10 protein-coding genes are annotated in these 13017 nt (G+C 66.9%); 5 read left to right on the top strand and 5 right to left on the bottom strand.

Annotation, left to right across the window (positions count from 1 at the left end):
• The first annotated feature begins 93 nt into the window (after positions 1 to 93).
• Positions 94 to 861, top strand: a complete 768-nt coding sequence (locus NR810_RS49215) for a GNAT family N-acetyltransferase (RefSeq protein WP_257462960.1) — start codon at positions 94 to 96, stop codon at positions 859 to 861.
• 4 nt (positions 862 to 865) lie between these two features.
• On the opposite strand, the gene NR810_RS49210 is transcribed toward NR810_RS49215, so the two are convergent.
• The 5 genes from NR810_RS49210 to NR810_RS49190 all read right to left on the bottom strand — a co-directional run bounded on the left by NR810_RS49210 (position 866) and on the right by NR810_RS49190 (position 5436).
• Positions 866 to 1237 carry a response regulator gene (locus tag NR810_RS49210; RefSeq protein WP_257462959.1) on the bottom strand — a complete coding sequence of 124 codons (372 nt, stop codon included), beginning with the start codon at positions 1235 to 1237 and terminating at the stop codon, positions 866 to 868.
• Positions 1234 to 2880, bottom strand: coding sequence for an ATP-binding response regulator (locus tag NR810_RS49205; RefSeq protein ID WP_257462956.1), 1647 nt, complete (start codon positions 2878 to 2880; stop codon positions 1234 to 1236). Before NR810_RS49205 ends, NR810_RS49210 begins: the two co-directional genes overlap by 4 nt.
• Positions 2877 to 3329, bottom strand: a complete 453-nt coding sequence (locus NR810_RS49200; protein WP_257462955.1) for a response regulator — start codon at positions 3327 to 3329, stop codon at positions 2877 to 2879. The genes NR810_RS49205 and NR810_RS49200 overlap by 4 nt, the downstream gene beginning before the upstream one ends.
• A complete protein-coding gene (locus NR810_RS49195; protein ID WP_257462953.1) occupies positions 3326 to 4750 on the bottom strand; it encodes a sensor histidine kinase in 1425 nt (474 codons plus the stop codon). Before NR810_RS49195 ends, NR810_RS49200 begins: the two co-directional genes overlap by 4 nt.
• Before the next feature lie 137 nt (positions 4751 to 4887).
• Entirely contained in the window at positions 4888 to 5436 is a 549-nt protein-coding gene (locus NR810_RS49190; RefSeq protein ID WP_257462948.1) for a hypothetical protein, read from the bottom strand.
• 718 nt (positions 5437 to 6154) lie between these two features.
• Here NR810_RS49190 and NR810_RS49185 point away from each other — a divergent pair.
• The 4 genes from NR810_RS49185 (at position 6155) to NR810_RS49170 (ending at position 11388) form a co-directional block, all read left to right on the top strand.
• Positions 6155 to 8218 carry a serine/threonine protein kinase gene (locus tag NR810_RS49185; RefSeq protein WP_257462946.1) on the top strand — a complete coding sequence of 688 codons (2064 nt, stop codon included), beginning with the start codon at positions 6155 to 6157 and terminating at the stop codon, positions 8216 to 8218.
• 33 nt (positions 8219 to 8251) lie between these two features.
• The gene (locus NR810_RS49180; protein ID WP_257462945.1) at positions 8252 to 9160 is read left to right on the top strand and encodes a DUF2381 family protein; all 909 of its coding nucleotides are present in this window, start codon (positions 8252 to 8254) and stop codon (positions 9158 to 9160) included.
• Between the two features lie 372 nt (positions 9161 to 9532).
• Positions 9533 to 10633, top strand: a complete 1101-nt coding sequence (locus NR810_RS49175; protein WP_257462944.1) for a DUF6310 domain-containing protein — start codon at positions 9533 to 9535, stop codon at positions 10631 to 10633.
• On the top strand, positions 10630 to 11388 hold the full coding sequence (locus tag NR810_RS49170) for a DUF5953 family protein (RefSeq protein ID WP_306819161.1): 759 nt from the start codon (positions 10630 to 10632) through the stop codon (positions 11386 to 11388). Before NR810_RS49175 ends, NR810_RS49170 begins: the two co-directional genes overlap by 4 nt.
• Positions 11389 to 13017: the final 1629 nt, after the last annotated feature.

Below are 13017 nucleotides of genomic sequence, written 5' to 3'. Positions count from 1 at the left end.
ATCTGAACCCTAACCTCCCCAAGGCCCCACCGGGGATTTTCCTGCCGCGAGCTGTCCACCCGCGAGCGCCTGGAAGTGCCTACCCTGCCGCCCATGACGGACGCTGAACTCACCGCACGCCTGCGGGCCAACCTCTGGGACTTCAAGAGCCTGCAGGCCCGTGGCGGTCCGCTGCGGATGCTCGACCTTCCCGGGGTGCGGGCCTTCGCCCTGCCGGATCATCCGGACATGCGCTTCCAGCAGCAGGTGATGTACGAGGACGCGCGCGCGCTCGCCGAGGCCCTCGCGCCGCTGGAGGCCTGGTACCGCGAGCAGGACGTGCCCGTCTGGCGTGTGCCCGTGTACCCGGGAGAGACCCTCGCGGAGGGCCCCCTGGCCCGCGCCGGATACCGGCCCGAGGACGCCATCCCCGCCATGGGCCTCACCCTGAGCCACCCTCCGCCCCCCCATCTGCCTCGGGGCCTCATCCTGGAGCACCCGGAGAGCATGGACGAAGTGCTCGCGCTCAATGCGCTCTGCTACGGCCAGGAGAACGCCGGCTACTTCGAGGACTGGCGCGTCCAGCTGCGGCCCTCCTCCCAGCTCCATGCCGTGCTGGTGCGCGAGGGCGACAGGCCCCTCGCGGGTGCCGTCTCCTTCGAGCGGGGCGACACCGCGGGCATCTACCTCGTGGCCACCCACCCGGCCGCGCGCAACCGGGGCCTGGGCGCCCTGGTGATGCACTGTCTGCACGCGGACGCGGCCGCCCGGGGCCGCACCGTGGCCGTCCTCCAGGCCTCCGACATGGGATACGGGCTGTACCAGCGGCTCGGCTACCGCGACGCGGGCGGGTGGACCAACTGGGTGCGCCACGCCCGCTGAGGGCTCACTCCCGCAGCACGTGCCGACCCACCGTCTCCACCAGCGCCTCCACGTCCACGGGCTTGCGCAGGTAGGCGCACGCGCCCACCTCCCGGGCCACGGCCGCGTTGCTGGCCGAGGCGGAGAAGATGACCACCGGGATGTCCCTCCACGCGGGGACCGTGTGCATCTCCTGGGCGAAGCCCTGGCCGTCCAGCACCGGCATCATCATGTCCAGCAGCACCAGCCCGGGCAGGGGCCGGGTGCGCGCGAGCACGTCCAGCGCCTCCCGGCCGTTGCCGGCCCCCAGCACGGTGAAGCCCGCGTCGCGAAGCACCTCCTCGAGCGCCTCGCGCAGATCCGTGTCGTCATCCACCACCAGCAGGGGGCGCGTCATGAGAGTTCCTTGGAGGACTGCGCGAGAGCACCCAGGGGTAGCTCCAGCGTGAAGCGGGCGCCACCTTCCTGGCGCTGCTCGGCCCACACGCGGCCGCCATGCGCCTCGGCCGCCCGGCGCGCCAGGTACAGCCCCAACCCCAACCCCCCGTAGGAGCGCGAGGACACCGCCCGTCCGAAGCGCTCGAAGATGCGCTCGAGCTGGGCCTCCGGAATGCCGATGCCCCGGTCCTCCACCACCACCCGGGCCACCGTCCCGTCGCGATCCACCCGCACCTCCACCGGCTGGCGCGCACCGAACTTGAGGGCGTTGGACAGCAGGCTGGACACCACCTGCTCCACCCGCATCCGGTCCCATTGGCCGACGACGCCCGGAGCCACGTCCAACCGCAGCGCGCAGCCCATGGCCTGGGCCTCCGCCTCGAAACGCTCCAGCACCTCGCCCATCAGCTCTCCCAGGTCCAACCGCTCGAGGGACAGGGGCAGCCCGTCGGTGGACAGGCGCGACACGTCCAGCAGCGTCTCCACCAACGTGCCCAGGCGCCGCACCTGGCGCAGGCCACGCTCCAGCCGCTCCACCAGGTCCGACGAGGTCTCCCGCCGCGCCCGCTGCACGAGGGTGCCCAGCTGCAACCCCAGCGTGGTGAGCGGGGTGCGCAGCTCATGGGCGGCCACGGCGAGGAACTCGTCACGCAGGCGGATGGCTTCCTGGGACTCGTGGAAGAGGCGCGCGTTGTCCAGCGCCAGGGCGGCGCGACGCCCCACTTCCTGCACCACGGGCATGTCCCGCGAGGAGAAGCGCGGCCGCCCTCCCTCCCTGGTGCCGAGCGTCATCACGCCCAGGCTCCCCGAACGCCCCAGCAGCGGGACGTGGATGACGGAGCGCAGCCCCAGGGCGAGCATCCGGCGCAGGTGCTCCGGGGAGCGCGCCAGCACCTCCAGCCGGGCCGAGGGCACGTCCGTCAGCAGCTGCGGCTCGCCGGTGCGCCACACCCGCACGGGGCCCGAGGTGGCGTTCGGGTCCAGGGGGTAGAGGCGATCCGTCTCGAAACCTTGTGCCACCCGCGCGGGGTCCTCGTGCGCCAGCGCCACCACCTTGAGGGACTCTCCCGTCTCCGAGAAGTAGACGGCGCACCAGTCCGCCAGCTCCGGCACGCACAGGTGCACCACCTGATTCAACGTCTCCTGGAAATCCAGCGAGCGGGCCAGCACCTCGCCGGTGCGGGCCAGCAGGGTCCGGTCCCGCTCGGCCAGCCTCTGTTCATGGCGGATGCGCGCCTCCTCCAGCTCGCGCGCCACCGCGGCCGGCAGCCGGGTGAGGAGCGTCTTGGGAAAGTAGTCGCGGGCACCGGCCTTCATCACCTCCACGCCCTCCAACTCGCCCACGCTGCCAGAGACGACGATGAGGGGAATGTCCTTGCCGGTGTCGTGCAGCACGCGGAGTGCCGTCGGCGCGTCGAAGCCGGGCATGCAGTAGTCGGAGAGGATGATGTCCCAGGGCCCCGCATTCAGCGCCGCGCGCATCTCCTCCTCCGTCTGCACCCGGTGGCTCTGGACGTCGAAGCCGCCCCGCCGCAGCTCGCGCTCCACCAGCAGCACGTCGTCGGGATTGTCCTCGACCTGCAGGACGCGCAGGGGCGTCATTCATGAACCCCCGGCTGCGGCACGCGGTTGAGCGCCAACCAGTAGAGGCCCAGCTGGCGCGCCGCCTCGACGAACTCGTTGTAGCTCACCGGCTTGCGCACGTAGCTGTTGCAGCCGTGGCTGTAGCTCTGCACCAGGTCCTTCTCCTCGTCCGAGGAGGTGAGGATGACCACCGGGAGGAAGCGGGTGCTGGCGTTGGCCCGGATCTGCCGCAGCACCTCGTGCCCACTCAGGCGCGGCAGCTTGAGGTCCAGCAGCACGAGGGCGGGAAGGGGCTCGCCGGCCCGGTGCGTGTACGAGCCCCGGGCGAAGAGATAGTCGAGTGCCTCCACTCCATCCTCCACCACCTCCAGCGGTTGAGGGTGGCCCGCACGCTGGAAGGCACGCCGGGTGAGGTCCACATCGTCCGGGTTGTCTTCCACGAGGAGGATGGCGCGTTGGGAGCTCATGCGAGCGACTCCTGCAAGGTAAAGCGGAAGATGGCGCCGCCACCCACGGTGGCCTGGGCCTCGATGTGTCCACCATGACGATGGACGATACGTTGCACCGTGGCCAGACCAATCCCCGTGCCAGGGAAGTCGGTGGCCTTGTGCATCCTCTGGAAGGGAGTGAAGAGCTTGTCCGCGTACGCCATGTCGAACCCCACGCCGTCGTCGCGGACAGCGTAGTGAGTCACGCCGCCGGCCGTCTCCGAGAAGAATTCGATGCGGGCCCCGGGACGCTTGCTGGTGAACTTCCAGGCGTTGCCCAGGAGGTTCTCCATCAACACGCGGAGCAACCGGGGGTCGCCCCGGGTGGAGAGACCGGGCTGGATGGCGAGGTTCACTTCGCGCCCGGGCTCACGCTGGCGGAGCTCGGTGGCCACGGAGCTGGCGAGCGCGCTGAGGTCCACCGGCTCGCGGCGCAGCTCGGCACGGGTGACACGGGAGAGCTGCAGCAGGTCGTCGATGAGCTGGCCCATGCGCATGGCGGCCGCCTGTAGACGCTCGAGGAGCTGACGGCTGCCGGACGACAGACGCTCGGCCTCGTCCTCGCGCAGCGCCTGGGCGAAGCCGTCGATGGCGCGCAGGGGCGCGCGCAGGTCATGGGAGACGGAGTAGCTGAAGGACTCCAGCTCCTGGTTGGCGGCGGTCAGCTCGGCGGTGCGCTGGGCCACGCGCGACTCCAGGCGGGCCTCACTGGCGCGCAGGGCGTCGGCCTGGGCCTGCACCCGGGCCAGACTGGCCTCGTAATCCCGGGCCAGGGTGAGCAACTGACGCCGGCTGAGCCAGGCGAGCAGCACCCCCACGGTGAGCGCCCACAACAGCCCGAGGATGAGCACGGTGCGGGCCCCCTGCTCGGCCTCGGCGCCCTGGAGCTCGGCGCGCTGGCGCTCCTCGGCGACGAGGGTGTCCAGGATGGCGCGCAGCGCATCCATGCGTTCCTTACCGACTCCCGAGCGCACGAGGCCGAGCCAGTCGCCCCCCTCGTCATAGAGGGCGAGCATCCGCGTGGCCACCTGCTCCCAGCTCTTCCAGCCTTCTCGAAGCTCCACCATCCGGACCTGCTCCGTGGGTTTGCCCTCCAGGTCCCGCTCCAGCTCATCGAGCGCCTTGGGGAGCGCCTGCTCGGCGGCATGGTAGGGCTCCAGGAAGATGCGATCGCCCGCGAGGAGGAAGCCGCGCAGGCCGGTCTCCCGGTCGATGAAGAGCTGGCGCACGCGCTCCACCCGGACGAGGGTCACCTGGGAGCGGCGCGCCGCCTCCTGGGTCTGGAGCAGGTCTCTCACCTCCCACAGGAGGAGGGCCGCGAGCAGGAGCAACAACCCCACCGGCACCAGGATGGCGCGCAGCAGCAGGCGGCGGAAGCGTCGCGGGTCGGTCAGGGGCATATCGCACGGTCAACGGTGGCAAGAACGTCTCCGTCAAGGTTGGGGACAAGACGGAGTTGTTCAACCCACACCGTTGGCCATTCCGGACGAGCGGGGGAGGAGGCTCGCCTGGACTGGGAGGGAGAGGAAGCAGCCGGTCACGTCCGGGTTCCCATCACCTTCGCCGCCCAGCGGCGCGTCGAGTCATCCACGTGCTTCATCAGCGCGTCGAAGCGCCCCGCGCGCATCAATTCCACCAGCCGCTCGTCCCGCGAGAGGATCCCGGTCGCGTCCCAGGGAAAGGTGAGTTCCTTCTCGCCGGACTCCTGATAGCCCGGGTGTGCGACCAGGGCTTCCAGGTAGCGCGAATAGCTGTCGAAGAACCGGTCCACGTTCGAGGCCACGGGCATGACCTTGGGCCCATCGAGATCGTAGGTGTTCACTTCCACCACGGGCTGCATTCCGCGCGCATCCATGAGACCAGGCACGGTGGCGTAGGTGTAGACGTCGCCACCGAAAACAATCACGGGCTCACCCAGATCTTCCCAGTAATTCGCCTGCCACCACTTGTTGTTCTCCTCCAACCTGTTCACCTCGTCATCGAACTGGGTGAGCACCCAGCTGCTGACCTTGGTAGCGAACGCGGCATGTCCCAGACGTGCATAGACGCTCGCCAGTACCGGATCGAGGGGCAGGCCCGCCAGCAAGCTCCCAGCCTTCAATGGCTCACGGGCGGGGGGGAGGTTTTCAACCCCAGGTTCAACCGCTGGCATGCATCCAAGAGCCTATCCAGACCAGGCAGTTCCATGAACTCCTCTACCGTTCTCAATGATTCTACTCGAGCCCAGGGAATCGGCTCCGCAACTCGCGCAATGCAGCGTCCCTGGCCTCTTCTGTGGTCTTCAACAACCCCGGCGGCTCTTCGGCGTGGTGGTACCAGGACGCGAACCGCCCATCGATGATTTCGGCTGCGCGTCTCACATCATCAGCTGTCGGATTGGGACGAGCCTTCCGAAACTTCCCCCACAAGAAGATGTTTCCAGGGAGCTCAGCGACCCGGTGAACGGAGCGTGCGCGGCACACCCGGCCAGAAGCAGCGCTACCGAGCCGAGCACGTAGAGACGCCACCACCCGATTCCTCGCGAAAGTGAACCTGGGTTCCGAGCGGCCATGGCACCCATTGTCCCCGCTCGCGCAACCGACGTCCATCGGCCGCGCCTCGTCTGCTGAGTCAGGGACACGCTCGAAACTGGAAGCTCACATGACCTGAGCAGTAGCCTGCGGGGTGATTCCGTGAGTAGTGTCCCGGAGCGTGACTTGTCGGTTCACGTTCAGGGCCCGTCCGCCGCACGCGTCCCGCGGCCTCCCCGCGAAGGGAGCGATTCCGGAAGGTGCGTGGCCCGCCCTACCCTGGAGGTCCCACACATGACAGAAGATCTGAAGAAGCCTTCCGAGACCCGCTCCTCCGAACCCGGCCTCCCAGGCCCCCGCCAGCCCCCACCGCCCCCACTGACCCGAGGCACCCGGGTGGGCGGCTACTCGTTGGAGGATCAGCTGGGGACGGGAGGCTATGGCACCGTGTACAGCGCGCGCTGCGGGGAGAGCGCCGTCGCGCTGAAGATCCTCCCGTTGGAGACCTCCGGGGGCTGGGAGGAGCGGGAGGTGGACGTGCTCCGCCGGCTGAAGCACCCCCACGTGGTGCGGCTGCTGGGGTACTTCGACTGGCCGGAGAACGCTCCCTACTACCGCGTCCTCGTCATGGATCTCGTGGAAGGCTCGCCCCTGGACGAGTGGGCACGCGGGTTCAACCCGTCGGCACTCGAGGTGGTGTCGCTGCTGCTGCCGCTGCTGGAGGCACTGGAGGCGGTGCACGGCTCGGGCGTGGTGCACCGGGACGTGAAGGTCTCCAACATCCTGGTGCGCGCCTCGGATGGACAACCGATGCTGGTGGACTTCGGCGCGGGCTCCTACACGGGGGCACCGCAGCTCACGTCCACGCTGCCACCGGGCACCGCGGAGTATCGCGGTCCCGAGGTCTGGGACTTCTTCCGCAATCACGTGGGCGAGAAAGAGGCACGCTACTCACCCAGTCCCGCGGACGACCTGTGGGCGGTGGGCATCGTGCTCTACTGGCTGCTGGCGGATCGCCTGCCCTTCACCGGTAGGGATGTCCTCGCGGTGGGCAGGGCCGTCCTCACGCAGGCGCCCGTGCCGCCCCACGTCCACAACGGCCGCGTCCCGAAGGCCCTGAGCCACGTGTGCCTGCGCATGCTGGAGAAGCGACGCGAGGCCCGGTACGCGAACGCGTGGGAGGTGCGCGCGGCGCTGCTGGCCCTGAAGGCGCGAGCGAACAAGTCGTGGCAACTCCCCCTGTTCGAGCCCCGGAGCCCACACAACGCCACCACAAGCTCCGCGCCAGCACTGGCGGACGGGCAGGACCCCCTGGCTCGGATGGTGAGACTCGCACGGCAGCCACCGCGCCGAGGAGAAGCAGTGAAGCAGGTGCCGGCGCCATCGGGAGCCGGCTGGCTGGCGGTTTTCCCGTCCCTCATCCGTGGCGCCGCATGGGCCGGGATGGCGTTGGGGCTGGGGGGCTTCACCCTGGCCTCGGACTCATGGCCAGGCACCTCGCCACATGCGCAGCCGCCCTCTGCGGTAGTACACGCGACCCTACCTTTCATGTCCCCCGAGCCCTATCCCATACAAGGAGACACTTTTTTCCAAGTTGTCGCGCCGCCGTGGAAGTCGCCGGATGTTGGTGGGGACGCGGCGCCCAACGGGAAGGTCCTCCCCGCGCCCGTCGTCAACGTCAGACACGGAGAGAAAAACATGCGCGCGAAGAGCAAGAAGAACGTCTCCCCCGCCCAGGAGGAGAAGAAGCACGTGGAGAACTACAACCGACTCAGCGCGATGTGCGCCGCCGGGGTACTGGCCATCACCAGTTCCGCCTGCACCGCGCCGTCCGCCCTCACCCAGAACTTCGCCAGGACCTTCGACACCCCGGAGAAGCTCAACAGGGAGGAGTTCGCGATGACGATGAAGTGCCCTCGCGAAGCGGTCGAGTACATGAAGAAGCATGGCATCGAGATCGGGAAATTCTACGACAGTGTCTGGTCGGAGAGAGTCCCAATGGAGATTCCCATGGAACAGATCTCCGAGAACGAACAGGTGGATCTGCCGGCACCGTTCGCCAGAACCCGACATGAACAGAACAAGTCCTTTGGCAGCCTGCCCATCAGTACCAGGCCCCAGGCGTTCACGGGACCACTCGTCATCCATGAGAACCGCATTCATGCCCGTTTCGTCAACTACACCTACTACGATGAGGGGCTCGTTGGCCCGAAGGAGGATGCGAACTTCTTCGGTCCCGTATGCATGGAGGCCTGGCACAATGGCGAGCCGGGTGTCCCCTACCTTGGCAAGGGAAAGGGGAAGAACACGATCAGGACCTTTGCCCGCATCCAGCTCCGGGCAGTGGATCACTGGTAGACTTCATCACCCGCACCGGGAAACGGTCCTTACGTGCTCTCCGCCCCCCTTGCCCCCCTTCTTGTCTGGCTCCTCACGGGTACTGCTCCGCCTTCCAGCTCACAAGCATGTGAGCAGGACAGGCGGCGCATCGAGCTGACACAGACCTCCCCTCATGATTTCCAGGAGGTGTGCATCAGCGCGGGGTTCGTCACCACACTGCTCTTCGATTCACGCATTCACGCAGAGCAGATTGAATTGGAAGCAATGGAGGACTTCACCGAGGTGGAAGCCAGTGGGCGTCTCCTCTTGCTCGTTCCCTCGAGCAGGCTGGAGGCGGGGAGACGCCTACGGCTATCCGTGAAATTCGAGGATGGTGAGGCGCCTGCTGGCGCGACCTTCATCCTCGTGGTGGACCCCCTGAGAGCAGAGCGACAGGTGGAGGTGGTCCGTCCTCGGAGAGCCCTGGAAGCATGTCGACGCGAGTTGGATGTCGTAAGTGTCAGAACCAGGCAATTGCAGCTCGAACTCGAGCACCTACGCGCACGTGTGGTTCAAGAGAGGAACCTCGAGAGAGCCGCCTTGTCGGAGATGGAGAACGAAGGCAAGCTGATCGTTCGGAATCTGAGCAAGGACGTCACCTGGGATGAAAAAGCAGTGTTGGCCCTGAAGCTCATCAGTTACCGCGCCGTGCGCACCAAAGGGTCCATGCTGCTTCAAGTGGAGCTGACGCTTCCGCGGAGTGCCCAGCCCTGGCGCATCAACGATCTCACGCTATCCGCCAGTGGCATGACGAAACAGCGATATACCAGAATCTGGCAAGCTCCCACGCTCGCGAATGATGGCTTGTATTTTCTGCTGACATGTGAAGTGGAAATGGACGAACCCAGCGCCCTGCATGAGCTCGTCCTGACGACACAAGGGGGCCAGGCGTTGACCATCGGGAACATCTCGATTCCTTGAGCCACGCGAGGGAGGCGCCAGACCATGACGGCGCGCGGCAGGCTCAGGGTGAGGCGCCGCCTCCCTGCGGAGCGTCAGCGCACCGGTACCCTCGGTAACGTGACATTTCCGTAGCTTCCGAGCCCGGGCCCTCAGAGGACTTGCTGCATCCTGAGGAGGGCTCCCGACCAGGTAGTTGACGGGCGTACCCGCATTTTCATGTAGTTCCGAAGCGACGGCTTGCACACCGCGTCGCCTCTGGAGGTGCACCGTGTCCACCCGTCTTCTTGGCCCGCGTCCACTTGGCGTTCGGCTGCGCCCCTTGCTGAGCGATTGGTTTCTCCTCGTCCTCTTCCTCCAGGGCTATTTCTTCTGGGGGGAAAGGCCAGCGCCATGTTGAAGGAGTACCGGAGTCCTGAGGCGGGGGAGGGCGGCGGTACGCAGCTCGAAGCTCGGCGGAGCTCGCGCGGCCGGCCCTGGCTTGCCTCGCGTGTCTTGGTGCTGGTGGTTCTCGGGCTGCAGGCCGCGTGCGCGACCAGCTACCCCATGGGCGGAACGCTCACCGGCACGGCGCGCAGCTGGCGGCGCGGGGGTGGTGCCCAGGTGGCGGCCGAGGAAGTGCGCGAGGACCTGGTGGTCGGCAACCTCCGGCGCGCGGCGAAGCTGCCCTGGACGGACGGGGGCCGGTGCGTCGTCGAGGAGTCGGGCCAGCCATGGGCCGACCTGGTAGAGCGGTGCTTCTACGCGCTCGACCACGAGCGGGTGCGGTTCAGGGACGCCACGGGGCGGTGCTCGGTCGCCTCCGCGGGCGCCGGGGCCTTGGGCATCGGGCTCTGTGTCCTCGCGGCCCCGGAGCTGGTCGTGGGGGCCGTTGTCGTCGCCGGCGTGGTGGTGGTGGGTTACGCCATTTCAGAGGCGCTGGAGGCCTACGAGAAGCGTGGGCGTCCCCAGGTGCGTCCACCTCCGACGCGGCCCGTGCCGGAGACACGGCCGGTGCCAGAAGCGCAGCCGGTGGCCGAGACGAAGCCCGTCTCACAGGAGCCCCAGAAGAAGCGGCGGCCCAAGACGCAGCCGGAGGGAGAGGGCAGGCCGCCCCCGCTGCCACCCGAGCCCACGGACAGGGAGCGAGACCGCAAGTGCGAGGCCACGCCGGTGCCGCACTCAGGCGGCAACAAGGCCCACAACAGGTGCGCCGACTGGTATCCGCCCAACCGCTGGCCCGGGATGGATGCACATGTAGATGGCAGGGACTTCGACGCGCTCCAGGTGGGAGTGCGTGTCCTGTGGGAAATCAAGGTCGAGTACTTCGACGGATACAGCGACTTCATCAAGGGGATCACGGTCAAGAAGGAGGTTAAGGAGTTCAGGGCGTACAGGGCGATAGCTCTGGCCTGTGGGTATGCCTTCAAGGTCGGGGTGATCAGCGAGGCCCACAAGGCCGCTCTCCTGGAGGAAGACGCCAGCTTTGATATCGTCGTCACAGGGTGCAAATGATGACTACTCGGGCTCGCCTCCATCTGCATGTCTACGCGCCAGCTCTCACGAGCGACGACGGGCGCCCGCTCGCGGCTGTTGAAGGGATGGAGCGGTCACTCCCTGGCTTGCGGTTGGCGTGGCGGGTCTCGGAGTCGGGGCGGCCCATCGCGCTTACTCAGCGCGCGACGTGGCTGGCGAAGTCCGCTGCAGACGGCGAGTTTGGGTTGCTGTGCAATGGGGACGAGAGCTACCCGGTGCTGATGGACGGGCAGCAAGAGAGCGCGATCGCGAGTCCGGGGCGCGAGCCGTTGCTTATCGTCCATGCGAAGCTCCCGCAGGACGAGCCCGTTGTCGCTGCTGCTGGGGACATGCTGGAAAACGTCGCGGAGGGCGTGCGCGCCAGGTGGGGAACCGTGGCGCCCGGCCCCGTGAGGTTGGTCATCGCTGCGCAGACGGGCCCGAAGTCGGGGGGGCCGCAACCACCTCCCCACGGGCTTCCAATGCTCAAGCTCCCGTGGAACATCCGCTCACCCAAGGTTCCCCAGTACCTCGGGTGGATCAACTACTGGTCCGCGGCGGCCGCGGAGGCCATCGGCTTCCCGGACCCATCCCGCGATGCCGAGTTGCTGGCGCGGGCCCGGCGGACGGCGTCGGGTGGGTGGGTGGTGAGCCTCACCGCGGCGCCCCTCGACTTGGACAAGCCCGAGCACCTGAACGCCCTCAAGCGAGGCTATGAGCGCTTCCCGGAGATCGGTGGGCGCTCGGAGGCGTGAAGAGGCTGCGATGGAGGGGACGCGCCGAGCGTTTTTACGCTCTGCTGCCCGGCCAGCCTGTTCTTCAACCCACGGACCGTGCAGAAGAGCGTCTACTCCGCCCATGCGCCCGAGGATTGGCGGTGTAATCTGGCGCGCAGCTTCAACTTCTCTCGTGGCCATGACACCATCCCCGGGTTTCCCTTTACCTCCTGAAAGCCGACCCATGCGCTTCGCAGTGCTTAGTACAGTGCTTGCCGTACTTTTCACGTCTCGCAGTGCTCAGGCGGCATGTGAATGCTACCAATCCGATGGTACCGGTACCACACCAGGAGGAGGCTACCTCGCCCTCGTCTCGGTGCCGTGCACGTCGACGCCCCCAGGGTACGCATGGATCAAGCCGCGAAATCTGAGCCAGAACGAGTCTCCTAACTTGCACATTGCGGTACCAGCGTCGTGGACGTGGAACGGTTGCACCTACGTGGACTTCATGTTCAGGGACGCCAATGGCGTGCCGCGCATCGTGATGTTCTACTCCGGCATTGAGGGGTGTTCCACCCAACCGCCCAATGTGCAGCCGGACGTTACGCCCCCAGACTCGGAACGCCAGAGCACATACTGCCCCAGCCCCAGCACCTATGTGGCGAACGCGTATGGTGTTGAGCCATCGTGCATTGGCGCAGAATACGAGGCACGGGCCAAGGTGAACGCCCAGGCCTCCAGTACATGCCCCGGGCCGGGACCAACATTTGGGCCTTGTATCGGGTCATGGACGGTCAGCGCGTGTCAGAGAGTCGGGTTCTCGTTTCGCAGGGTTGATGTTCAGCTTTCATACTCTTGCAAGGCATTCCAGAGCTACAATCTCTGCCAGTAATTCCGCTCAAAGAGGACGGCTGGACTGCGGAGGACCAGGCCTTTCGACCAGTTAAGAAACTCTGGGAGGAGTGCGACGCGGGGAACTTCTAGCGAGGGTACTCCCTACACCGCCTCCATCTCGTTGAGTTCAGGTGCATACGCCGGCAGGTAGTAGAACGTCAGTCGCGCGCGCCAACTGCGCCGGCTCTCAGACGATTCGTAGGAGACAAGGTGTCGAACGATTCCTTTGACACCTTTTCCGGGTATGTAAGGGTCCGTCTTCCACTCTCGGTGAAATACGTTCCTGCCTCACAACCTACTGTCCGGGAAGTCAACCGTGAAGAACGCGATGAAACAGGCCGTACTCGTCATGGCCGCGATTCTTGTGGCCTCCCTCCCAGTTCGCGCAGGCGCTGCGGAGCGCTGCTATCTGCTCACGGACCCGAGCCTGCCTTCCCAAGCCACCCCGCTCAATCGGACGCAGACGAGCTGTGCAAGCCCCCCGGCAGGCACGTGCTGGTGGCATGTCGAGGCATGGAATTCCAGTCCACCGCCCTATGATCTCTTTCTCGCGGTGCCGGCATCGTGGCACTTCGGCGACAGCTGCCGGTTCTTCAATTACGGAGGGGCTGACAGCGCTGGCCACCCCATCGTGTCGTGGTTCTTCGGGCTCTTCTGTAGCACCCGTGGGTTTCCCTCGGCGGATGGCGGTCCACGACGAGAGACGACCGACGTGATGCGCTGAGGGCCGCTCCCCTCTGAGCCATCGCTGGCAACCGCCTTGCACAGCGCGCC

It is taken from the genome of Archangium lipolyticum, assembly GCF_024623785.1.
GTDB lineage: Bacteria > Myxococcota > Myxococcia > Myxococcales > Myxococcaceae > Archangium > Archangium lipolyticum.
This window is presented reverse-complemented; position numbering and strand designations above follow the sequence as displayed.